Genomic DNA, 23,417 nt, shown 5'->3' on the forward strand with positions numbered 1-23,417 from the left:
TATCTGACGTTATATCAGCTGAAACCACATTGTGTTCTTTAATGAATGCAATGTGGTTTTTTTTCATATATAAGTAAGTTACGCTAGTATCATTGAGAAATTTGAATATTCAACAAAATATTCAAAAAGAAAATTCGACAAAATTAGAACCGGAAGCATAGGACAAAGGCTCCATAAGACGACAGCATCATGTGGATTCGTTCGTTATAATATTGGTAAGTAAGTTGTTTAATAGGTTGTTGCTGTATACATGGTAATTTCAACAAGCATTGGCAGCTGGGATGGAGAGGAAATTATAGATAAGCGAGGTAGTTGTGGAAATGAGTGTGGACAAGGAGAGAGGCTCCGGAAGCACCGAGCAGCGGCTTGACCAGCAGAAAACGAACATCGACATCAATAAGCTCATGACTCAATTGGGAATCCATCCTGATAAATGGCTGCAAATGGAGGAATTAAGAAAAGATTAGATATGATCTTATGAAGACAATAAAATCCCCGGCATGTAGCGATGAACGTATCCTACACGGCGGGGATTTTGTAGTTCTTGGGCATGAGCATTATTTCATGGCTCGTTCCATGCGAACAAATGCAATAAATCGCTTGGCTTCATCTTCGGTTAGCTTGCGACCGTCCACCGTAAGGTTAAAGCGTTCCAATAAATCCTCATCGGATAGTTCAAGTCCGTCCACAAACGATCGAACTTCCGTATCAAGCACCGTTTTTTCCTGTGTCGTTCTCCCGATCAGATAATCTATGGATACGTCAAACAGATCTGCCAGGCGGGTCAATGTTTCGAAATCGGGCTTGCGCCGATTTTTTTCATAATGGGATAGTGCAGCACGTGTAATACCGACAGAGGTAGCGAGCTCTTCCTGAGTCCACCCATGCTGTTCACGTAATTCAGATATTCGTTCTCCGTAGTTCACGCATTGATCCCCCTTTCGAATGGCTTGTATCTATAGAAGTTAATTGAATAGATCAATAAAGTTAAAACTGCCGATTTATTATATACATAAAAAGACTACTTTTTATTGACTAGATACAATGTGTATCGTATTATAAACATTAACGAGATACATATTGTATCTGCAATGTAAAGGTTTGGGTACAGTTAGTATCATTTTATCCAGTGCAGAAATGTCCCATACCAAAAAATTATAATAAGGAGCGGATGGGTTACCTCCAATGTTACGAGAACGCCAACACCAAATTACGGTAAGGATTAGAGTCATGCAGATCGGGCAATTAACCATTCATGGGAAAAGTCATTCCGTTACACCGCTAGAGCTGCTGCCCAGTGGTCTTGTATTCCTATGTCCTTGGGAAATACCGATTCATTCTAATATTATATTGGGTTACGAAATTGATGATAATGTGGATCATATTCTGCTTTCGGGCCACATTGAATCAAGGGGGCTCTTTTATGGACGCCAATTGTATCATACTGAATTCCATACAGACGGCGATAAAAAGACCCGTATCGTGGGTATGTTGAACCGAATGATGTTCAGTCACAGCGAGTCGAATAAAATGAGTCTCTATAACTGAAACGTAATTCATGGATAGCCTGCAGCGAACAGGGAATCCCGATGCATCATTATCATGGTTTATTGCTATTCTACTATATTTACGTTGCTTGGTCATTAGTTCTTTTACCTTAAATCCGTATGCATGATGAGGGATAGGTTTAGAATATCATTGTTTTTCTCCTACTAATAATGAGACTTCATTATATAATTTCATATGTGGATTTTTATCTAATCTCGAATCGGAGTTGTATATTTAGTTCATTGTAATCATGAAACATCCTCGATACATATTTCTGCTGGTTTCCCTTCTCCTAATCTTTGTTCAAGATGATTTCACTGTATTTATTTATGCTTTAAGTCGTGATTCAACATCGACCTTTAACGGGACAGTATAAGGTCAACGCAATGGAGGCATCACTGGATGAAAATGACAAGGAAATGGGTCCTGTGGCTGCTGGCTATTCTTATACTGCTGCCTTCAGCTTATCTTCTGTATACGTATCAATCCATTAAGTCGACAGCGGTTCGGATTTACGAAGAGCGGGAGCCTTCGCCTGTAGTTCCAACATTCGTACATGATCGGACGACTGTTCAGGTCGGAGAGAAAAACATGAAGGACGCTGATCCATTTACTGTTCTGGTTATGGGCGTAGACCAAAGGCCCTATGATCGTGGACGATCCGACGTCATGATATTAATGGCAGTAAACCCTGCAAAGGGGTCAGTACTTATTTTTAATATTCCACGTGATACCAGGACTGATATCGTAGGACATGGAACGGTGGATAAAATTAACCATGCCTATGCCTTTGGAGGCGTTGAGATGTCGATCAGCAGCGTGGAGAATTTTTTGCAATTCCCTATCGATTACTACATTAAAGTGGATATGGAGGGCTTCTCCAGCATTGTAGATTCATTGGGTGGAGTCACCGTGGATAACCATATGCGGTTCGAATATGCAGGCTATGACTTTGATCAAGGGAAGTTGAACTTAAACGGTGAGGAAGCATTGGCATTCTCGCGTATGCGGTTTGAAGATCCTAAGGGTGATTTAGGCAGGAATGCAAGGCAACGGGAGGTTCTGAAGGGGATCTTAAATAAGCTGATAAGGATTTCGACTGTTTTTAAACTGGAATCGCTTTTGGATAACGTTGGAAACAGCGTCAAAACGGATATTTCGTTTGAAGAGATGAAGATGTTTGTAACAGAGTACCGTCAAAAACTGAAAAAGGTTGAGCAGGTTGAAATCGCAGGCCATGGACAAAAAATGAATGGAATATGGTATTATATCGTCGGTGATCAAGAAAGAGAAAAGATAACGTCTACGTTACAAGCGTATATGGAATGATTCTCAACACAAAACCCCCTTTTTGAGTAAAGGGGGTTTTTGTGTGTGGAGTAGAATATCGAAGTTTTAGGTTATTTTGATTATTTTTTAGTGGGGGGATTGAACAGACTATCTTCCAATGATTTGATCAATCGTGGTTTGAAATACGTCCGCTAATCTTGTTAGCGTTTCCAAGTTTGGTTCTCTGCGATCTTTCTCATAATGTGATAAAGAAGCCCGACTGATACCAATACGTTCGGATAGCTCTTCCTGGGTCCAACCTTTTTGCTCCCGCAATTTTGCAATGCGAGATCCATATGACATTCATAATCACCTCTCTACAAGTTCCATTAATTTAGAGCAAACCTACATCTTATAAAACATCTAATATGATACAAAATGTATCTTAAATTCCATCGATCGTCAATACATATTGTATCATTTATTAAAAATTTAGAAAAAAATGTATCTTTATCTTTCCGATAATCATGGCTATCCCAGGTCCTGTAGTCTTATCATAATTTGCTTGATTTAGGTTTGACAAAGAGTAACAATTTATATAGAATTTTTGTAGTAGATACATTTTGTATCATACTGTGCATAGATATAGATGCATCTATCCCGAAAGAGGAGATGACGGGATGAAAGAAGTGATGATGTATTGCGTCAGTTGCTGTCGGATGCTTCCTATTGCACAAAGCCACAGCTTGTATAAAACCGGATTCTATAAGCATAATGTTCCGGCGGGAGTCTGCAAGGCGTGTCAATCGGCTTTGTTGGTGCATCGCGAGTAGACGGCTCCAATAACAGCAAATATAGGGGTCATGCATTCAACAATTTTGTCCTTTGCTCTAGTATTGTATAATTGTGGAGATTGCATGATACAAGGGCAAAGGAGAATAGATTACATGAAGCAGGAACCGCTGGTAAGACTGCTCGGGGTTACGAAGAAAATCTCGTCCAAGGTTTTGGTGGATAATGTGACTTTAGATATCCCATCTGGGCAAATCTTCGGGTTTCTTGGACCGAACGGGGCTGGCAAGACAACAACCATTCGCATGATGGTCGGGCTGATGTCCATCACTCAAGGGGATATTACCATCGGGGGTTACAGCATACAGAAGAATTATGAGCAGGCAGCCGCCCAGATTGGCGCGATTGTCGAGAACCCGGAGATGTATAAATTTTTGTCTGGTTATAACAACCTGAAGCATTTTGCGCGCATGATGCAGGGCATTACCAAGGAACGTATCGATGAGGTGGTGGAACTCGTAGGGCTCGGGAATCGGATTCATGAGAAAGTGCAGACCTATTCGCTGGGGATGCGCCAACGGCTCGGCGTGGCGCAGGCACTGCTGCACCGGCCGAAGCTTCTGATCCTGGACGAGCCTACGAATGGATTGGACCCGCAGGGCATTCGGGAGCTGCGAGATTATTTGCGCAGATTGACGCAGGAGGAAGGGACGACCGTATTCGTCTCCAGTCATTTGCTGTCCGAGATGGAGCTGATGTGTGATACCGTTGGCATTATACGTCACGGCAAGCTGATTGATATCCGGCAGCTGCGGACGGCTGAGGGAGAGCGTGTGTTTGAAGAGACGGCATTTACCGTCAATGACGCGGAAGCAGCGGCGGCGCTGCTCCAAGAATTTCAAGCGTCAGCCCGCGATCACCGAATCATTGTCCGCGGTGACGAGAATATGATTGCGGATATCAACGCGACATTGGTCGGAGCCGGCATACGCGTCTATGCCATACAGCCGGTGACCCGGTCCCTTGAGGATCAATTTTTGGAAATGACGGGAGGGGGATTCGTTGTTGAATAACTTTACCCGTCTTGTAGCCAATGAGAATATGAAAATTTACTATCGCGTACGGACATGGGTCATGCTGGCGATTCTTCTCTTGTTTAATGTGGCTATGCCTACCATGCTGTACTTTACGAATGCGCCGATGGATGTCTGGACCGTATTCACATGGACGGAGAGTTTCACCATCTACCTGAGTACGATCTTCACGGTGATCATCGCGGCGGATATCGTGGCAGGGGAGTTTGCCGGAGGGACCATCAAATTGCTGCTGATTCGGCCATGGAGCCGAGGGAAGATTCTGTTGTCCAAATTCACCGCTCTGATTCTATTCGGTCTGCTCTGTGCAGGAATCACGGCTGTGGTAGGGATCGCTATGTCGCTGCTGTTATTCTCCGGAAATACCGGATTGTCGGGCGGATTCGAGGGATCTTCGATGAACAATTCGCTGCTTCTCCTGCTGACCGATACGACCCAGGCGCTGGTCATCTCGCTGATTGCGTTTATGCTTTCTACGGTGTTTCGTTCTGGCGGTTTGGCGATTGGCTTATCGCTGCTGGTGCTGTTCACCAAGGATATTTTCGGCTTTATCTTTAATCCGGAGCGGTTTGCATGGGCGAAGTACTTACTCTTTCTCCACACCGACCTGAGCGGTTACATTCAGTCGCCGGTCGGACCGGGGGGAGTGGGGCTAGGGTTCTCCATCACCATTCTGGTTGTTTATAGTTTGTTGTTCATGCTCATCTCTTGGTTGGCCTTTACGAGGAGAGACGTTGCAGCTTAATTTTATGAATAAGAAAAGAGCTCCTTCTGCCCGTGTGAACATGGATGGGAAGGGGCTCTTTGATGATGTCGGCTGAAAGAACTAGCCGCTCTATATAAAACTGCCGGGTTCGAGTGGTCGTCCATACGCTTAGGTTAACCTGCTTCCGAACGCTGAAGCGGCAGTGTGGTGTCCGTTGACTCTGCAGCATCTTGATTGGAGGTTGGATGGTCCATTCGGCTAGCCCCATTCAGGAGTCCGCCTTCCATAACGATCAGGGAAGCGGCGTAAACATCCCCGTACATTTGTCCCGTAGGCGTAATGGTCAGTTTGTTTTCTGCCGTTACATCGCCATACACCTTGCCGGCCACGATGACCTCCCGAGCGGAGATATTGGAGCGGGCAATGGCTTCTTCGCCGATCGTGACACAGCCTTGGCTTTCGATGGAGCCGTTAAAGCGGCCGTCAATCCGCAGGTTTTCTTCGCATTGAAGCACACCTTCCACTTCGCTTCCCGGCCCAATCAGCGTATCCGTTCTCTCTGAAGCCCGCTTGTTCTTGTTTTTCTTTTTCATATTATATTCCTCCTCACCAAGATTGGATGTTGTTACTGCAGATAAGGCAACGGGTCAATCGTTTGGTTGTTTTTGACGACCTGAAAATGAAGATGAGGGCCTGTGCTTCGCCCGGAGGAACCCAGCTTGCCGATGGTATCACCTTGATCGACATAATCACCTACCGACACGTCCAGGCTGTCCAGATGCATATACCAGGTCTCCAGTCCATTTGGATGTTTGACGACGATATAAAGCCCTCGAGCTCCGCTGCGTTCCGCTGCCGTCACCTCACCGGCACCGGCGGCATAGATCGGATCGCCGGTTTTACCGGCAATATCGATGCCGGCATGATAGGCCGAACGCCCGGTAAAAGGATCGCTCCGATAACCGAAATTCGATGTCAGCCGCTTAGAGGTGGTCGGCCATAGAGAGGGTGTGCCTTCACGTTTCTCTTGGGTTTCCTGAGCCTGATCCAGCGTACGCGGAATATGCTGCTCCATGCGAGAAATCAACTGCTGAATCTCTTCAAAATCATCCTGAGTCTCCTTCGCGAGACTTAACATTCCATTCTCATGAACGGCAATGAATTCCCCTCCGACATGCTGCTTATCCTCAGCCGTGATGGAGGAGGTCTGTCCTGACAAGCTGCCGTGCTTCTGAATAAACTGCTGAAGCTCCTGCTCCAGCTGCTGAACGCGCTCCATCTGGACCTTCGTTTGCTCTGCTTCGCCCGACAGCTGAATGATGGCTTTGTTTAGACGTTCTATGGCTTCTTCCTTGTCGGTAACCGTCACTTCCATCTTTAAGGCTTCCAGGTTTTTGAGCATCAGCTGCTGCTCCAGCCCCGAGATCGTCTGGGCCGACTGGATCTGCAGGGAAACGATCAGTCCGGCGATGGACAAAATAGCGGCCGCGGGCACCGCTATCATTAGAGGCTTGGACAGATGGATCTGTTTGACTGTATGCTGGGCATCCCGAAGCACCAGCAAGGTTAAGCGTTGTTTACGGTGTGTGGTTTTCATGGCATCTCCCTTCCATACATCGTTTATGGATCATGGTACCCGCTAGACTTGGCCAGCTCCTTATCTAGTATGTATTCTATTCTTTCGAAGAACATGTCAAAAAATATTAATTAAGAGAATTTATTCAGTATGGTGCGCCATTGGGTAATTGAATAAATACATATGGAATTGGTCAATGATGTAGTGTAGTTAATCGATTCAAAATACGACTATTATTCATGGTGAGGAGGCTGCCGGTATGGTGTGGCTTCTGGTTGCACTTATTACTTTTATTTTGCAGATGGTTGCAGTGCTGTTGCTGGAGTTTCGGAATCCGTCCAAGGCCGTGGCCTGGCTGTTTATTTTATTTTGCCTCCCATTGATCGGGTTTGTACTCTATTTCTTTGTGGCTAGGGACTATCAGAAGCGATTGAAGATTCGCAAGCGGGGCTCCAGACTGTTTCAGGAGCTTAGGGGACACCTGTGGGATCGGGCCGCCGTTGTTTGGAACAAGGAAGGCATGAACAATGCGGAATTTCATCATAATGACCGTTTGTTCAATCTGCTCAATCACTTGTCGGAGAGTCCGATTACAGGCTGTAATCAGAGCCGCGTGTTGACGGATGGAGAAGAGACTTACGATGCCATGCTGCGTGCTATGGAACAGGCCAAAGACCACATCCATGTGGAGTTCTATATCTTTCGTCATGACCGGATCGGCACGAAGTTTCAGGAGGTCATGATCCGAAAGGCGCAAGAAGGCGTCAAGGTACGCCTGGTTTGTGACGGGCTTGGCAGTTATAAACTTAAGAAAACGTTCATTCGGCGGTTCAAGGAATCGGGAGTGGAGTTCTATTTCTTCCTGCCCGCCATGGTTTCGATGTTCAGCCGCAGAATCAATTACCGGAATCACCGTAAAATCGTCGTGGTGGATGGGATAATCGGTTTTCTTGGCGGGATTAACGTCGGGGACGACTATCTGGGCGAATATCCGAAAATGGGCTACTGGCGCGACACGCATCTGGAGGTAAAGGGAGATGCGGTCTACTTCCTGCAAAATGTGTTTTTGCATGATTGGAAGCTCGCATCCGGAGAACGCATTGCGGATTTCGGGCTGTTCCCGGAGCATCAATGCACCGGGGATGAACAAGTGCAAATATTGAGCAGCGGACCGGATCTGAACTGGAATGCCATCCAGGAGATGTGCTTTGGGGCGATATCCGTAGCCAAAGAACGGATATGGATCACTACGCCTTATTTCATTCCGGATGAAGGAATATATGAAGCGCTGAAGACGGCGGCGGTGAGTGGTGTGGATGTACGGATCATTATTCCGGATCGTGCCGATTCCCGTTTTGTAAAAATGGCGAGCTTGTCCTATGTGGAAGAGCTGTTGGCAGCGGGAGTTACCTTCTACGAGTATGAAAAAGGATTCATCCATGCCAAGGTGCTCATTGTGGATGAGCTTCTCGGCTCGGTCGGTACGGCGAATATGGATATGCGGAGTTTTTTCTGTAATTTCGAGCTGACCGCCGTGCTGTTTGATCAGCTGCCTATACAGCGGTTGGTTGCGGATTTTAAGGAGGATCTTAAACAGAGCAGGCTTATGGATCCGGAGGTGTTTCGTCAGCGCGGAAGATGGCAGAAAGCTGCCGAAATATTATGTAGGATGCTGTCTCCCATGCTTTAGCTTTAACATCTTACGCGGAATGCAGGGTAAAGTGAAATTCAGGAAGAAGCCTGAAAGTTCTATGTCCAGCATTTGTTTATATGATAGAATATTTATAAGGTTTTCACTTATAAATATAAATTAGCTTATTTTTCATAAGTTGAACGGGGGAGATTTATGTCAAGTGATGTGAAGATTCTTGCACAAGTGAAAGCGGAGCAGCAGAAGCCGGAGAATCCCAAGGCAGGCTCAACCACCTTGAAGCTTCTCCGTCGTCTGGTGTTCTTAACTTTCGGTGCGGTACTAATGGCAGTAGGGCTGGAGATCTTTCTGGTGCCCAACAAAATTATTGACGGAGGCATTACCGGGATATCCATTATGGTTTCCCATATCACGGATTTTCCGCTTGGTATATTCCTGACCTTATTCAACCTTCCATTTTTGTTTATGGGATATAAACATATCGGGAAAACTTTTGCATTATCCACGCTGTTCGCTGTAGTGATCATGTCCATTGGAACTTATTTTCTGCATCCCGTCGATCCGATTACCATCGATCCGCTGCTAGCGGCCGTGTTCGGCGGCGTTCTGCTCGGGGTCGGGGTTGGTCTTGTAATCCGGTCCGGCGGCTCCTTGGACGGCACGGAAATCGTAGCCATTCTGATCAACAAGAAGACACCGTTCTCTGTTGGGGAAATCGTGATGTTCATTAACGTATTTATTCTGGGCAGTGCTGGATTTATTTTCGGTTGGGATCATGCCATGTACTCGCTCATTGCTTATTACCTGGCGTTTAAACTGATTGACATTACAATCGAAGGCATCGATCAATCCAAATCGGTATGGATTATCAGTGATAAGCATAAGGAGATCGGTGATGCGTTAACCCAACGTTTGGGACGCGGCGTAACCTATCTGGATGGAGAGGGTGCTTATTCCGGGGACAGCAAGAAGGTTATCTTTGTTGTCATCACCCGTTTGGAAGAAGCGAAACTCAAATCCATCGTGGAAGATTGGGATTCCCAGGCTTTTGTTGCCATCGGTAACATCCATGATGTGAAGGGCGGCCGCTTTAAGAAGAAGGCCATACATTAATCACCATGAAGTGCTATGTTCCACCCATGTTCAGAGTTAACACGGGTGGAGCATTTTTTTGTTTAAGGGGTGTCTGAGCGCAAGTGAAGCGTCTTCTTCTCCCGCCCATAATGGCGAATGATTATTGTCATTGCCTGCACAGCCGCGGATTGACCGACAGCCTGGTTCACGGTTCCGGTGAAATAGAGTCCTGATTCAGGATGATGGAAGGCAAATGCGCCGGATTGACCCCAGTGACCGATGAGTCCCCGTCCCAGGCTGATTGGAGATAGCGGCTGTCTTGAAATGCCGGTGCCATAGAAAAAGGGGCCCGGTGCCCAGAGAAAGTTCCATTGTCGCTGGAGTTCATCCAGATCACCTATCGGAAACAGTTTCCCGTTAAAAAAGGAGCGCAGGAACATCATCGTTTCCCTTGCCGTTGAGACGATGCCGCCTTCCGCTCCGATTGACGCCATGTACAGAGGAAGGTCCAAGCGCTTTTTCTTATAATAGAAAGGAACGGGGCTTGTATCCTCGGGATCATGAAAAAAATACGTCTGCATCAGATTCAGCCTGTCGAAAATGTACTCCTTGAATACGTTCTGAATGGGTTCGCCCTTGATATTCTCGATTATTCGGCCAAGCAGCCGGTAATTGGTGTCGGAATATTGGGCTTTATTTCTCTGGCCAGGTTTGAATCTGGGCTTTTGCCGTCTGGCGGCATCCAATGTTTTGTCCAGACTCCAAGCCTGATCATGTCCGGCGATGAGGTCGGAGAAGACCTTTCCAGAAAAATAGTCCGGGATGCCTGACGTGTTGGACATTAACTGTTTGACGGTGATTTCTTCAGAGTAATCCTTGTTCTCCATCGTATGCAGTCCCGCCATGATCTCTTCGGGGAGGTACTTGCCGATAGGATCATCGAGCCCAATCCGCTGCTCGGATCGTAATTTCAATATTACGGCTGTCACGTACAATTTGGTCACGCTGGCAATGAAATAGCGGTCTTCAGTCTTCATTGCCCCGCCGCTGCTGACAAGGGATAGTGATTGCTCCTGGTCCTCGACGCACAGAACCGTGCTAAACACATTCTTTTTATTGGCGATCTGTTCCAACCATTCATCCAGAAGCGACTGCTCCAGGGCTCTTCCCATTCTCCGTATACCTCCTATAGATCGAAATGTATCGACACCTAACGCAGATTCATTTCTCTTGCTGTTTCCGCAAACGAGCGGCACGTATGAAATCTTGAGCAGCCTCGTCCATCATATGGATCATCTTGTCGTCATCAACGCTCTCCGTGAACAGATCATTGGCTAGCATGATACAGAGACCTGTCTGAAAGGTTTGCATTTTCAATAAAATAGATTGCAGCTCCTGATCAGAAAATCCCGCAAGCTCCGGATCTAACTTCATTAACCCGATAACCTCACGAATTTGTTCGGGGGTATTCTTCATGTGGGGATTGTTCTTCATTATCAAATCCCGGTAGAGCACAGGGTATTCCTTGGCGAATCGGAGACTTGCCATGCCGATATCCCGGAAAGGCTGACCGGACTTCTGCTCTGTAATCAATCCACGGGCTACCTGGAAGGTCTTATCGACGACCTGTTGAATCAGTTCTTCAGCATCGTTGAAATTGACATAGATCGGCGCGATGGAGCTGCCCAGACGTTCAGCTACTTTACGAATCGTAATGGACTCGATCCCATCGGTCTGGGCAATGTCAAATGCGGCTAGCACGATATCTTGTTTGGTGAACCTCGTTTTCGGTGCCATGACTGTCTGCAACTCCTTAGATAATTTATATGTGGAACAGTTGATACATATCACATGATATTTAATGATTATAAAGCTTAAATGGACGGAGTTCAACCGATTATCATGTGGTGCGCTGAAGGTTGGTTTGTAAATCCAGTAAAATCCACTTATAATAAGAACATATGTTTGTTAAAATATGAAATAATTCAAGATAGTAATACAGGATCAGAGGGGAGGAAGAGGAATGGCTCGTACGCATTATGAACGTATAACCACCAAACAGACTTTAAACAGAGTGAAGGAAGAGAGGATGCCCTTCGATTGGTCCATCAATCCGTACCGCGGGTGCGGGCATGGCTGCAGCTTTTGTTATGCTCGCGCTTTCCAATCCTTCATCGGCATGGGGGCGGAGGATGAGTTTCAGCATCATATCTTTATGAAGTCGAATGCAGCGGAAGCGCTGGAGAAGCAGTTATCGAGTGCAGCGAAGAAGTTTGATCATGATATTGAAGCGATGCAAAGATCAATAGGACAGGTTACGATCGGTACGGCAACCGATCCGTATCAGCCAATCGAGAGCAAGGAGGGCATTACGCGGGAGTGCCTGAAGCTGCTAGCTAAATACCGCATTTCCACGAGCATTACAACGCGATCTCCGCTCGTGCTCAGGGATATGGACATATTGTCCCGGATGGAGAATGTATCTGTCAACATGAGCCTCAACACGCTGAATGGGGACATCATCCGGAAGCTGGAGCCGGCATCGCCTCATCCGGAGGGCAGGCTCGATACGATCCACCGATTATCGGCTGCAGGCATAAGAACGGGTTTGTTTGTGGCGCCTGTGCTGCCCTTTTTGACGGATAAGGAATCGGAGCTGAGGGAGCTCTTGTCGCAGGCGAAGGTAAGGGGCGTTTCCTTTGCCATGATCTCGCTGCTGAGACTCTCACGCGATGTGAAGAAATGGTATATCGAAACACTGAAACACCAGTTTCCTGAAGTGGTTCAGCCTTACCGTGAGTTATATGCGCAGGGCGCATATGCCGAAGAGCATTACGTACGCTCCTTCAAGTCGATGGCAGCCAGGCTGCTGAACGAATGTGAACTGAATGGACTGACCCCGGGGGCATCTGCTGCTGGCGTGAGCCAGTCCGGGACGATCGGAAGCGGGACTTCTCAAGAGGACGGGGCGCAGGTGGAAGGCGCTCGCGATCATCTTCGTTTAGCGCAAGATTTGGCTGCTGTTTCTGTGAAGCCAAGGAAGCTGCCGCAACCGGCCGCACCGGTCTCCGGGGAGGAGCTTATGCCGGATGTTGAGCAGCTATCCTTTCCTTTTTGACGCTGCCTTTCCTTGTGGCTTCAGATGTCGGATGACGTTCTCTATCGGTTGAGGAGGCAGGGTCTGCAGCAGGTCCCCCTTCTCTCTTAATCGTTCCTCGATGTTCAGCAGATGAAACTCCGTGGGAGAAACGTCCTGACGGACCTCGTCCCAAGTGAGCGGCGTAGAGACGGTCCCCAGCCGCCGGGCCCGCGGGGTATAAGGAGCGGCGAGTGTCCTTCCGCTGTAATGCTGAAGATAATCGAAGTAGATTTTATCGCCGCGATTCTTCTTCAGCCGTTCAATGGTGAACAGCTTGGGGAATTTCTCGGTTACATATTGCCCCACGAATTGGCCGACCGTTCGAAGTTCATCGAACGTAATGCCTTCCTGAATGGGAACGATGATCTGGACCCCGGTAGCACCTGAGGTTTTCGGGACGGAGGACAGGCCCAACGAGGTCAGTACGTCCCCTACAATGGCAGTCGCCTCCATGATGCGCGGCTCCTCCGGCAGCGTTGGATCCAGATCAATCATCCATTCGCAGGGCAGATTGCTGCCTGCGAGGTGCAGTGAAGGGTGAAACTCAAGCGCAGCCAGGTTCCCCAGCCAGAGCAGCTCCGGCAGTCCGTTGAGCAGCACGTAGTTAATATTTTCGTGCACATAGGTCTGAACAAAAGGAGGCAGCGGCTCCGGCGCATTTTTCTGATAGAAGGATTCGCCTTCGGCTCCGTGCGGATACCGGATGGTCGTGAGCAGCCTGCCCCGGCAGTACCGGAGCAGGAACGGGGAGATGGCCGCAAGCTTTTGCAGATACATCGCTTTGGTAATGCCGACTTCCGGCCAAAGCGGTTTGTCTGGATTCGTAATTTGAATCTCCTGTCCCTCGATCGTCAGGGTGCCTTTGACGGTACGAGCCATATGGTTTACACCCCCTCAATCGATACGAGTTTGGGATGGCGCATCATGCCATCCTGACTCCACTCGAGAAATGTGACCTGAACTGAGAGCGGCTGGCTAAGCCAGGCCAACTGTTCCTTCTTCAGGTCGGTATGGAGCATACTCCATACCGCGTCAGCACGATGCATTTCGGCATATTGCAGCAGCCTCTTCTTCGTCTGCTCATTAAGCCCCAGGGAGGCGCGGCCGATGTAATTGCCATCGTCATCGGCAATGACAAGGCTGGCCACACGGCCTTCCCTGATGATCATGGCGACGGCGGTGGCTGTCATGTTCACGGCAATCTTTTTCTTGTACCAATCCCGGTGTTTCTTGCCTTCACGATAAGGAGAGGAAAGGCGCTTCATTACAATGCCCTCCCATCCCCGTGCTTCGGCCCAATTCCATAAATGCTCGCCTTCAAGAAACAGATCTGCGATCAGCAGGCCCGGCGTGTCGGAAACAATCTCCTTCAGGCGGTGGTGACGTTCAAGATAGGGCAGCTTACGCAAGTCTTGGTCGCCGTCCACCAGAATATCGAAGAGAACATAAGTAAACAGGGGAGCGTTCGTGCTGATCGCACGCGAACGCTCCCGCTGAAGTACCTTCTGAAACACGGGACGACCCAACTCCGGATGAAAATAGACAACCTCACCATCCAAAAGAAGACGCCGTTCATGCAAGCCCGATAATGCCTGAACGACTTCGGGATACAGCGACGTTTTATCGAGCAGCTTGCGGGAATATAGCGATACGAGGTTTTGGTCAAGTCCGGCGAGTATGCGCACACCATCCCATTTCAGTTGATAACCCCAATCCTCGCCCGTCGTGATTTGATCCGTCGAGATCGGTGCCATCGGCTCTTTGGGCAGCAGATTCTGCATTTGTCCCATACGGATTAGGATGTGGAGTCGGATTTCTTGGATTTGGTTGTTCGGCGCTTCGGCTTCGGTGCGTCAAGCTCGCCTTCTCCGCCGCTGACCTTGGCAGCAGGTTCTTTGGCTGCCGTCTTCCGGGTCGTTTTACGTGGCTTCGGTTTGGTGCCCGGATCCGTTCCGATCGGCTTTACAGCCTCGATGCTTGCCTGGAGGGCAGCCATCAGATCGACAACGTTGGTCTCCTGACGAGCAGGGGCAATTTTGATTTCTTCACCGGATACTTTACTGTTGATCAGATCCAGCAGACGTTCGCGATAATCATCCGTGTATTTCTCAGGATCAAAGGGAGTCGACAACTGGTCAATCAGCAATTTGGCCATATCGAGTTCCTTGGAGTTGACCTCGGTTCTTTCAGGCAAATTCGGGACCTGGGAGATTGGCCGGATCTCATCCGGGTAGAAAATCGTCTCAATCGACAAGCATTCATCGAGCACCCGGATCGCCGCCAAACTGCTCTTCGAGCGAATGGCGATTTTGGCGATGCCGATTTTGCCGGACTGCTTCATCGCTTCCAGCAGGAGCCGATATGCGTTTGCGCCTGCTTGATCCGGCGAGAGGTAGTACGTCTTTTGAAAATAAATCGGGTCAATTTCGGTCAGATCCACAAAGTCCAGAATCGTTATATTTTTGCTGTTCTGTTCCGCCAGCTGCTCCAATTCCTCTTTTTCGAACAGCACGAATTTCCCCTTCTCATACTCGTATCCCTTCGTAATTTCCTCCCAGGCCACTTCCTCTTCACATACCGGACATTTGCGGATGTAAGAGAGCGGGCTGCCGCACTCCTTGTGAATGTACCGCATCGAAATATCCTTATCTTCCGTGGCCGAGAACATCTTGACAGGGACGTGCACCAGACCAAAGCTGATCGCGCCCTTCCATACCGTATGCATTCTATGAAACCTCCTATCAAATTCTAATATGTTTGGGTATGACCGTGTAGTAAACGTAATAAACGACTACTATGACTTTTTGTACTACCTCTATCAGTGTGCCCAAAAAAAGACTCTAGTATGAGTTATAGCTCAGGATTGCATAATTAGAACCTGTTTGTGGCATATTGACGTTGAACGCTGCCTGTATAAGGAGGTAATTTTCGTCATGACGGAGCCTAGAGAAACCCACACGTCGGAAGAGATACAGAAGGACAGGGCCTCGGATCATTCCGCTGCAGAATCGGTGAACGGGGACATGGTGGATTGGAACAGCCTGACCTCGGAGGAGAGCGAGATCTCTCGGGAATCTACGATGTTCGATATTGACCGGATGATCAACGAAGGCCTTGGCGGAGGCAATGTCACCATAGATAATGGGCTGATCGGCCCTTCCACAACCGATACGATGGACATCGTGGACGAATCGCCAAGAAATAGGGAGAAGGAGGATTAAACGTATGGAGATACAGCGCGCCGTAGAGATTTTCAACTCCAAGGATATCTACAAGGTCAACCTGGAAGGGGAGTCCGTGTGGATCGAGCATGTGGATCAGCAGAACGGAATGGCCACCGTCCAGGTCGGCTCCCGTCCGACCAATACGCTGACTGTAGACGTAGACCGGCTAAAAGAAGGCGAATAGCTTATTGCAGGGCCTCTAGTTTTCCGGGAAACTGTTTAATAAACACGAAAAAATACACCTTACTTCGGACTCCGTAAGTTGGAACCCGGATAAGGTGTGTTTGTGTTGACCCTGCCGTCAACGAATCTCTCTGAAAAATAACCGGATATCTTCAGTCAGCAGATCAGGAGCTTCCAATGCGGCGAAATGGCCGCCGCGGTCGAACTCTGACCAATGGACGACATTGTACTGCTGCTCGACCATACTGCGAATGGAGAGGTCTTTGGGAAAGACCGCCACGCCGGTGGGCACGGAGGAATATGGTGCCGGCGCTCCCCAATTGTTCGAGCTTTCTTTATAAATTCTTGCGGAGGAGCCTGCCGTTGCTGTCAGCCAATAGATCGAGACATTCGTAAGAAGGAGCTCAAGGTCTACCGCATCCTCAGGAAGATCGGCCGTTGGATCGGTCCATTCCTTAAACTTCTCTACTATCCATGCAAGCTGCCCAACAGGGGAATCCGTTAAGCCGTAGGAAAGCGTCTGGGGTCTGGTCGCCTGAAGGATGGCATATCCGGACCCTTCAAATCCACCACCGGCTAATTCATCATAGCGAAGTTTCTCTACAGCCGTAAGGTTCTCGCTTTCAGCCGGATCTCCGGTTGGAAACACAGACAGACCGTTACAATGTACGCCAACGATTCGCTCTGCAGCGATCCGGCCAAGTTCCGTTGAAACCATGCTCCCGGTATCTCCCCCCTGTGCTCCATATCGTTCATAGCCCAGGCGGCGCATTAATTCATCCCACGCTTTAGCGACACGCTCGATGTTCCATCCGCGTTCGGTTGTATGCCCGGAGAAGCCGAAGCCCGGGAGGGACGGGATTACAAGATGAAATGCATCGGACGAATTCCCACCGTACTTGCCGGGATTGGTGAGCGGTTCCACCATACGCGTGAACTCTACAATCGATCCGGGCCAGCCATGGGTTATGATTAGAGGAAGTGCTTCAGGCTCAGGGGAGCGAACATGCAGGAAGTGAATGTTTTGCCCATCGATGGTGGTCGTATATTGAGGGAATTCATTCAACATGGCTTCATATTTACGCCAATCGTAAACATCCTTCCAATAGGTTGATAACTCTTTCAGGTAAGACAGCGGCGTGCCATATTCCCAGTGATGATCCTCCAGGTCATCAGGCCAGCGAGTGCGGGTCAAACGTTCCTTAAGGTCAAGCAGGTCCGACTCTGGAATTTGAATGCGAAATGGAAGTATGGTTTCTTCAGAAAATGGGGCTGTATTCGATACATTCGTAGGGTTCATTATAATCCTCCTCAAATCTTTTTATCATCGTTATGGTTTCACTATAATGTCTGATGATTGACTACATAGTGTCAGTGTTTGAAACCTGATTGGGCGTTTCTTTTGTCAATTGAGTTATGAAGGCGAAACTCATGTTCTTGCAGCGGGTTGGGAGGACCGATATAATGAAGATCAAGTATTTTGAGATATGGGCAAACTAAGTAAAGGGTGGGTTATCAGTGAACAATGGCCGTACGGAGGGCCAGTTTCGAATGATTTCAAGCAGTCTGGAGGAGACGGGGCAGCTTGCTGCTTGGCTGGCCGCTAGAGCGGAGCCAGGGACTGTCATCGGACTGGACGGGGATCTTGGAGCAGGAAAAACGGCATTCTCCAAACAATTTGCACAGCACCTTGGTGTGAACGGGGTTGTGAATAGCCCGACATTTACGATTATTAAAGAATATGAGGGGCGTTTGCCGCTCTACCATATGGATGTGTACCGTTTGTCGATCGATGAAGCGGATGAGCTCGGGCTGGATGAGTATTTTTTTGGCGAAGGGGTTTGTCTCGTGGAGTGGAGCAGCCTGGTCACGGAGCTGTTGCCTGAGCGGTATCTGCATATCCAGCTTGAAACAACAGGCGAAACGCACCGGACCATCACACTTTCAAGCCAGGGCGAGCCCTATGGTGAGTGGTGCCGGGATTTGAATGAAAAATGGGGTAGCTGGAATGAACAACAATGACACGAAGCCGCAGCAGCGGTTTTTGGCGCTGGATACGTCTACGGCATCGCTGGCGGTATCCGTGATGGAGCAGGACAAGCTGCTGTCGGAAGTGAACACGAATGCAGACCGCAATCACTCGGTGCATCTGCATCCGGTGATGGCACAGGCGCTTGCTGAAGCAGGCCTCGGCATGGACCAGATGGACGGCATTGCCGTGGGAGTAGGGCCGGGATCTTATACAGGGATCCGGATTGCGGTAACGGCTGCCAAAACATTGGCATGGGCTAATCGCATCCCGCTTGTCGGGGTATCCAGCCTGCATGCCCTTGCATGGGGGGGCCTGAAATCCGGATGGAACGAAGCCGAGCCAAAGGCGGGAGTCCACTGGATCATTCCGCTGCTGGATGCAAGACGGGGGCAGGTGTACACGGCATTATTCGCTGCCGATTCAGAGAGTCAGGAGAGTGCGCCGATACGTCTGGAGGCAGACGGTATTCGCCTGATGCAATCCTGGGTGGAAGCCATTAAGGAACGCATCAGCAAGCTGCCTGAAGAGGAACGCCCGGTCTGCCTTTGGTTTATTGGGGAAGTGGAACTCCATGCCGAAACCGCCCGCAGGCTTGAGCCGGGGTTCGGAGAACGGCTGCATATTCATCCGTACTCGCTCGAAGGCCGCTGGATGGGGTACTTGGGCGCAGCGAGGCTGCTCGCCGGTGAAACGGATGATGTGCATACGCTGGTACCCAATTATACACAGCTTTCCGAAGCGGAAGCGAACCTGCTGCGTAAGCGGTGAAGGGAGCGTAGGATTCGTCATGGATCAGCAGAAGAAGCCGGTAGATGGTGAAGACGGTTTGTCCTTTCGGTTGATGACCCTGGAGGATATTCCGGAGGTTCTCGTGGTGGAGCGCGAAGCGTTCACCGTGCCCTGGACCGAGGAAGCTTTTCACAATGAGCTGAAACTGAATCATTTTGCACGTTATATGATTATGGAGTACGAAGGCAAAACGGTAGGATATGCAGGCATGTGGACGATCGTGGATGAAGCGCACGTTACAAATATTGCGCTGCTGGAGCAGTACCGCGGACGCAAGTGGGGCGATCGTCTGCTTACGGAATTGATGAAGACGGCTGCCTATATGGGAATGGAGAAAATGACGCTGGAAGTCCGGGTATCTAATCACGTGGCCCAGCACTTATATATCAAAAAAGGGTTTAAACCAGCCGGTGTCCGGAAGGGGTATTATTCCGATAATCAGGAAGACGCACTCATCATGTGGGCAGATCTGCCCCCTTATCGGGAGGACGATGGCGAGGAAGGAAGTCAAAGGCTATCATGAATGAAGAAAGAGTAGACCGGCAGCACAGCTGCATATTGGCGATAGAAACGAGCTGCGATGAAACCTCGGTTGCCGTTGTAAAGGATGGCTGCGAGGTTTTGTCCAGTGTCATTGCCAGCCAGATTGAGACGCATAAAGCTTTTGGCGGGGTGGTGCCCGAGGTGGCTTCCCGCAAGCATGTGGAGAGTATCACGCTCATTATTGAACAAGCCGTAGCTGAGGCCGGCATTGAAATGAAGGATTTGTCGGCGATCGCCGTAACGCAGGGTCCAGGCTTGGTTGGAGCGCTTCTCGTTGGCGTTATGGCTGCTAAAAGCCTGGCGTTTGCGCTTGGCAAGCCGCTGATTGGAACACATCATATTGCGGGTCATATCTATGCCAATCGTTTTGTGGGCGATATCGCTTACCCTTGCATGGCGCTGGTTGTTTCCGGCGGTCACACCGAGCTGGTCTACATGAAAGACGAAGGCAGCTTTGAGTTGATCGGCAGGACGCGGGATGATGCGGTTGGCGAAGCGTACGACAAGGTGGCCAGGGCGCTTGGCTTCCCGTATCCCGGGGGTCCGCATGTCGACCGAATGGCATTGGAGGCCGAGGAGGTCGTAGAGCTTCCCCGCGTATGGCTGGAGCCGGATTCCTACGACTTCAGTTTCAGCGGTCTGAAATCGGCTGTATTAAATGTCGTCAATCAGAGCAAAATGCGTGGTGAGGAAGTCCGGACGGAAGCGATAGCCCGGGGTTTCCAGGAATCCGTGGTCGAAGTGCTCGTGGAAAAGGCGGTTCGTGCGGTCAGAGCATATGATGCCAAGCAGCTGCTGCTGTGCGGCGGCGTTGCCGCCAATCGCGGACTCCGTAAAGCCTTGGCTGAACGCTGCGAGCAGGAAGGGATATTGCTGACGATCCCGCCATTTCAGTATTGTACCGATAACGGAGCGATGATTGCTGCCGCGGCGCATCTGAAATGGAAGCAGGAGAGCTTTACGCCGCTCGATATGAAAGCCGACCCGCAAATGTCGCTGGAGCTATGGGCGGAGCCGTCAAACTAGAGACGCTTGACACGTCTTTGTATAGGACGTATAATCTTGATCAAATTCCAGAATGTTGAAACGCGAAGAACAGGACCAGTAAGGTGAACCTTGGATGAAGAGAGCTGCGGGACGGTGCAACGCAGACGAGAGGGACCTGAACTCACCTGGGAGCGGAGCTGGGGAACCTTGCGCAGTGAAGTGCCGGTCAGGCACGGATTGGATTGCGGAGTTTGACCTTGCTACGGGATGGCCTCCGTGAGAATGGCTGCGCACAGATCATTTGTGATTTGGCGATCTGAGGGGGCTTTAGGTCCGGGAGACAGCAGGATGTTCCCGGGAGCTTAGAGTCAACAAGAGTGGTACCGCGATAGGATAGCCTGTCGTCTCTTGAATAAGAGATGGCAGGCTTTTTTGCATGCTTGGACAGCTAAGTGCTAATCAATCTGATAAAGAGCTTCACTTCCAATCCGCAGATAAAAGCGGAATCTCCGGATATAGTGATCCGAAGGATATGATAGTCAGCATAACAACATATCGAATAAACGCAATGAACGGGAGCAGTAAAAGGGAGCCGTCTACAGAGAGCTGCGAGTTTGGTGTAACGCAGCGGCAGCAACCTTCGAATCTCGCCCGGGAGCGGAAGAGGGGAACAGCAGCAAGCATCGGTTGATGGAGTTAGTCAGCCCAACGACCCTGAATGCAGCTGTACTCTCTTACGGAGTTTCCTCCGTCATCAGGACGTCCATTCTCTTCATGACCGGCCGGTATGAGGAGATGGACATGAGTGGACGTGTATATGTCGCGGAAGAACAGCTGCGAACTTAGGCGCGTCAATTAGAGTGGTACCACGGAGGGTCTAAGCCCGTCGTCTCTTATATGAAGAGATGGCGGGCTTTTTTGCTGCCGGCAGCAGCAGGGTGGGATGCGGACGCAAGTCGACGTGCGGACGTAAAGCGAACATATGGAACAGATTAAACAACGTTCCCGTAGGAAATCGGGTTATACCAATACCAAGGAGGAGTATGCAAAATGAGTGAATCCATGAGAACCATTCAAATATTCGATACAACGTTGCGGGACGGGGAACAGGCCCCGGGAGCAAGCCTGCAGCCAGAACAGAAAATTGCGCTGGCCGGAAAGCTGGCTGAGCTGGGCGTTGATGTGATGGAACCCGGATTTCCGGTGTCCAGTCCCGGGGAGTTTGCCGCTGTGCAGGCCATCTCGAGACAGCTGCAGCAGGTCGAGATATGCGGATTCGCGCGGGCCGTTAAAGGGGATATTGATGCTGCCGTCAAGGCCACCCAGGATGCGGCCAGAAGGCGAATCCATCTGTTTATTTCGTCTTCCGACATCCATCTTCGCCACCAGCTGCGCATGAGTCGTCCGGATGTAGTGGCAAGGGCACGTGAGATGACAGCTTATGCGAAGCAGTTCAGCGACGTGGTGGAATTTACGGCGATGGATGCCTCGCGTACCGGTATTGACGACTTGATTGAGATGGTGGAGGCCGTCATTGAAGAGGGTGCAACGATAATCAATCTGCCCGATACGGTGGGATATGCGCTTCCGAATGAATACGGCGAGATGTTCCGACGTGTGCGGGAAGGCGCTCGTGGCGGAAAGACGGTCGCCTATAGCGCCCACTGCCACAATGATCTTGGTTTGGCTGTGGCCAACAGCCTGGCCGCGATTGAGAATGGCGCCAGCCAAATCGAGGTTACCGTGAATGGGGTAGGCGAGCGTACAGGCAACTGCGCACTGGAGGAGCTGGTCATGGCTCTATCTACCCGGGGTGACATGCTGCGGGCAGAGACGGGCATTACGGCCGAGAAGCTGTATGAAGTATCTCGTCTCGTTAGTGGCGCGATGCATTTTCCGATCGCTTTTAATAAACCTGTAGTCGGCAGGAACGCCTTCCAGCATGAGTCCGGCATCCACCAGGACGGTCTGCTGAAGGATCGAAGCACCTACGAGATTATGGATCCGGAGAAGCTGGGGATTCCGCGGAGCATGATTGTGCTGGGCAAGCATTCCGGTCGTCATGCGCTGAAGGATCGTCTTGCCCGGTACGGTGTTCAGCTTGATGGAGACGAGATGGAGTCCTTGTACGATACCTTCAAGGAGACGGCTGATCGTCAGAAGGTGGTCAGCGATGATCAGCTGCTGCAAATGGTGAGCAGTACTTTGGGCAAACCAGCCCAAGTATATGAGCTAGCCGAGGCACAGGTCATCTCGGGAACGGGCAGCAGCCGGGTCGCGGCCGTCACGCTGCGTCATCTGAGCGAGCAAACGGAAGCCACCTACTCCAGCGTGGCGCAAGGTCCGGTGCAAGCCGTTATCTCGGCAATCAGCCAAGGAATTAGCAGCGATATCCGCTTTGGAGATCTGGAGCTCCACTCGTTAAGCAGCGGCGAAGACGCGCATGCCGAAGCGGCGGTCACGGTTGAGAAGGCGGGCAAGATCTTCCGCGGCACGGCTGTGCATCAGGATATCGTTATGGCCGCAGGCCTGGCATACGTTGCCGCATGCAACTCGGCGTTGATGTCGGTCTAGACGAAAAGCTCAATAGGGAACCTTAGCGTCTAACGCTTCTATGATTGATGGCATAAGCGACCTTCCGAACCGGATGGAGGAGGGTCGCTTTTTCATAATCAAGCTCGATAAAACTTGCCGATAACAAGAGATAAGTCTATATAGAAGTCCAGTATATAAGACATATAATTCTGTCAAGTTGTGAACAACGTTATCCACATATTCGCCAAAAAATGTGTATAAGCGAGAAAAATGTC

Annotated in this window: 24 protein-coding genes, 1 pseudogene and 1 other annotated feature; of the genes and pseudogenes, 15 read left to right on the forward strand and 10 right to left on the reverse strand. The window is 49.7% G+C overall.

Features of this window, described 5'->3' with window-relative positions; genetic code table 11:
• Positions 1-320 precede the first annotated feature (320 nt).
• Positions 321-467, forward strand: a complete 147-nt coding sequence (locus AK95_RS34595; RefSeq protein WP_179090689.1) for a hypothetical protein — start codon at positions 321-323, stop codon at positions 465-467.
• Positions 468-557: 90 nt separating this feature from the next.
• On the opposite strand, the gene AK95_RS24345 is transcribed toward AK95_RS34595, so the two are convergent.
• Positions 558-926 carry a helix-turn-helix domain-containing protein gene (locus AK95_RS24345; protein WP_071222486.1) on the reverse strand — a complete coding sequence of 123 codons (369 nt, stop codon included), beginning with the start codon at positions 924-926 and terminating at the stop codon, positions 558-560.
• Between the two features lie 304 nt (positions 927-1,230).
• Between AK95_RS24345 and AK95_RS24350 the strand changes: the two genes are divergently transcribed.
• Positions 1,231-1,548 carry a hypothetical protein gene (locus tag AK95_RS24350; RefSeq protein ID WP_162487645.1) on the forward strand — a complete coding sequence of 106 codons (318 nt, stop codon included), beginning with the start codon at positions 1,231-1,233 and terminating at the stop codon, positions 1,546-1,548.
• A gap of 402 nt (positions 1,549-1,950) precedes the next feature.
• Positions 1,951-2,877, forward strand: a complete 927-nt coding sequence (locus AK95_RS24355; protein ID WP_071222488.1) for an LCP family glycopolymer transferase — start codon at positions 1,951-1,953, stop codon at positions 2,875-2,877.
• A gap of 111 nt (positions 2,878-2,988) precedes the next feature.
• Here the strand turns inward: AK95_RS24355 and AK95_RS24360 are convergent.
• Positions 2,989-3,180 (reverse strand): annotated as a pseudogene (locus tag AK95_RS24360) (helix-turn-helix domain-containing protein); the annotation flags it as partial.
• Between the two features lie 584 nt (positions 3,181-3,764).
• Here AK95_RS24360 and AK95_RS24365 point away from each other — a divergent pair.
• Positions 3,765-4,682, forward strand: coding sequence for an ABC transporter ATP-binding protein (locus tag AK95_RS24365; RefSeq protein WP_071222490.1), 918 nt, complete (start codon positions 3,765-3,767; stop codon positions 4,680-4,682).
• Entirely contained in the window at positions 4,675-5,448 is a 774-nt protein-coding gene (locus AK95_RS24370) for an ABC transporter permease (protein ID WP_235613219.1), read from the forward strand. The genes AK95_RS24365 and AK95_RS24370 overlap by 8 nt, the downstream gene beginning before the upstream one ends.
• A 134-nt stretch (positions 5,449-5,582) precedes the next feature.
• Here AK95_RS24370 and AK95_RS24375 read toward each other — a convergent pair whose 3' ends face one another.
• Together AK95_RS24375 and AK95_RS24380 are read right to left on the reverse strand one after the other, a co-directional pair.
• Positions 5,583-6,002 carry a bactofilin family protein gene (locus tag AK95_RS24375; protein WP_071222492.1) on the reverse strand — a complete coding sequence of 140 codons (420 nt, stop codon included), beginning with the start codon at positions 6,000-6,002 and terminating at the stop codon, positions 5,583-5,585.
• A gap of 32 nt (positions 6,003-6,034) precedes the next feature.
• Positions 6,035-7,006 (reverse strand): M23 family metallopeptidase, encoded by a 972-nt coding sequence (locus tag AK95_RS24380; protein WP_071222493.1) that lies wholly within the window; start codon positions 7,004-7,006, stop codon positions 6,035-6,037.
• Positions 7,007-7,244: 238 nt separating this feature from the next.
• Here AK95_RS24380 and cls point away from each other — a divergent pair, with 238 nt between their 5' ends.
• Together cls and AK95_RS24390 are read left to right on the forward strand one after the other, a co-directional pair.
• The gene (gene cls / locus AK95_RS24385) at positions 7,245-8,675 is read left to right on the forward strand and encodes a cardiolipin synthase (RefSeq protein ID WP_071222494.1); all 1,431 of its coding nucleotides are present in this window, start codon (positions 7,245-7,247) and stop codon (positions 8,673-8,675) included.
• 156 nt (positions 8,676-8,831) lie between these two features.
• Entirely contained in the window at positions 8,832-9,749 is a 918-nt protein-coding gene (locus AK95_RS24390; RefSeq protein WP_071222495.1) for a YitT family protein, read from the forward strand.
• Positions 9,750-9,811: 62 nt separating this feature from the next.
• Here the strand turns inward: AK95_RS24390 and AK95_RS24395 are convergent, their stop codons facing one another.
• Together AK95_RS24395 and AK95_RS24400 are read right to left on the reverse strand one after the other, a co-directional pair.
• On the reverse strand, positions 9,812-10,882 hold the full coding sequence (locus AK95_RS24395; RefSeq protein ID WP_071222496.1) for a serine hydrolase domain-containing protein: 1,071 nt from the start codon (positions 10,880-10,882) through the stop codon (positions 9,812-9,814).
• A 49-nt stretch (positions 10,883-10,931) separates the two neighbouring features.
• Positions 10,932-11,507, reverse strand: coding sequence for a TetR/AcrR family transcriptional regulator (locus AK95_RS24400; protein ID WP_071222497.1), 576 nt, complete (start codon positions 11,505-11,507; stop codon positions 10,932-10,934).
• 226 nt (positions 11,508-11,733) lie between these two features.
• Here AK95_RS24400 and AK95_RS24405 point away from each other — a divergent pair, with 226 nt between their 5' ends.
• Entirely contained in the window at positions 11,734-12,828 is a 1,095-nt protein-coding gene (locus AK95_RS24405) for an SPL family radical SAM protein (RefSeq protein WP_071222498.1), read from the forward strand.
• On the opposite strand, the gene ligD is transcribed toward AK95_RS24405, so the two are convergent.
• Genes ligD through ku form a run of 3 tightly spaced genes read right to left on the reverse strand, consistent with a single transcriptional unit; the run spans position 12,811 to position 15,574 of the window.
• Positions 12,811-13,728: a non-homologous end-joining DNA ligase gene (gene ligD, locus AK95_RS24410; RefSeq protein WP_071222499.1), complete on the reverse strand. Its 918-nt coding sequence runs from the start codon at positions 13,726-13,728 to the stop codon at positions 12,811-12,813. The genes AK95_RS24405 and ligD overlap by 18 nt on opposite strands.
• A gap of 5 nt (positions 13,729-13,733) precedes the next feature.
• Positions 13,734-14,630, reverse strand: a complete 897-nt coding sequence (locus tag AK95_RS24415) for an ATP-dependent DNA ligase (RefSeq protein WP_235613220.1) — start codon at positions 14,628-14,630, stop codon at positions 13,734-13,736.
• A 14-nt stretch (positions 14,631-14,644) separates the two neighbouring features.
• On the reverse strand, positions 14,645-15,574 hold the full coding sequence (ku, locus tag AK95_RS24420; RefSeq protein WP_071222501.1) for a non-homologous end joining protein Ku: 930 nt from the start codon (positions 15,572-15,574) through the stop codon (positions 14,645-14,647).
• A gap of 208 nt (positions 15,575-15,782) precedes the next feature.
• On the opposite strand from ku, the gene AK95_RS24425 reads away from it, so the two are divergent.
• Positions 15,783-16,070 (forward strand): hypothetical protein, encoded by a 288-nt coding sequence (locus tag AK95_RS24425; RefSeq protein ID WP_162487646.1) that lies wholly within the window; start codon positions 15,783-15,785, stop codon positions 16,068-16,070.
• Positions 16,071-16,074: 4 nt separating this feature from the next.
• Positions 16,075-16,257: an H-type small acid-soluble spore protein gene (locus AK95_RS24430; protein WP_071222503.1), complete on the forward strand. Its 183-nt coding sequence runs from the start codon at positions 16,075-16,077 to the stop codon at positions 16,255-16,257.
• A 117-nt stretch (positions 16,258-16,374) separates the two neighbouring features.
• Here the strand turns inward: AK95_RS24430 and AK95_RS24435 are convergent, their stop codons facing one another.
• Positions 16,375-17,556: an epoxide hydrolase family protein gene (locus AK95_RS24435; protein WP_071222505.1), complete on the reverse strand. Its 1,182-nt coding sequence runs from the start codon at positions 17,554-17,556 to the stop codon at positions 16,375-16,377.
• A 251-nt stretch (positions 17,557-17,807) separates the two neighbouring features.
• Here AK95_RS24435 and tsaE point away from each other — a divergent pair, with 251 nt between their 5' ends.
• The 5 genes from tsaE (at position 17,808) to AK95_RS24465 (ending at position 23,181) form a co-directional block, all read left to right on the forward strand.
• A complete protein-coding gene (gene tsaE / locus AK95_RS24440; RefSeq protein ID WP_071222507.1) occupies positions 17,808-18,278 on the forward strand; it encodes a tRNA (adenosine(37)-N6)-threonylcarbamoyltransferase complex ATPase subunit type 1 TsaE in 471 nt (156 codons plus the stop codon).
• Complete coding sequence (gene tsaB / locus AK95_RS24445; protein WP_071222509.1) at positions 18,265-19,056, forward strand: tRNA (adenosine(37)-N6)-threonylcarbamoyltransferase complex dimerization subunit type 1 TsaB; 792 nt, start codon at positions 18,265-18,267, stop codon at positions 19,054-19,056. Before tsaE ends, tsaB begins: the two co-directional genes overlap by 14 nt.
• A 19-nt stretch (positions 19,057-19,075) precedes the next feature.
• On the forward strand, positions 19,076-19,600 hold the full coding sequence (rimI, locus tag AK95_RS24450; protein WP_071222510.1) for a ribosomal protein S18-alanine N-acetyltransferase: 525 nt from the start codon (positions 19,076-19,078) through the stop codon (positions 19,598-19,600).
• Positions 19,597-20,646, forward strand: coding sequence for a tRNA (adenosine(37)-N6)-threonylcarbamoyltransferase complex transferase subunit TsaD (gene tsaD, locus AK95_RS24455; protein WP_071222512.1), 1,050 nt, complete (start codon positions 19,597-19,599; stop codon positions 20,644-20,646). The genes rimI and tsaD overlap by 4 nt, the downstream gene beginning before the upstream one ends.
• 520 nt (positions 20,647-21,166) lie before the next feature.
• Positions 21,167-21,504, forward strand: a binding site (T-box leader).
• Between the two features lie 153 nt (positions 21,505-21,657).
• Positions 21,658-23,181, forward strand: coding sequence for a 2-isopropylmalate synthase (locus tag AK95_RS24465; RefSeq protein WP_071222516.1), 1,524 nt, complete (start codon positions 21,658-21,660; stop codon positions 23,179-23,181).
• The last annotated feature ends 236 nt before the right edge of the window (positions 23,182-23,417 follow it).

Source organism: Paenibacillus sp. LC231 (genome assembly GCF_001860525.1).
In the GTDB taxonomy this organism is placed as follows: domain Bacteria; phylum Bacillota; class Bacilli; order Paenibacillales; family Paenibacillaceae; genus Paenibacillus_AQ.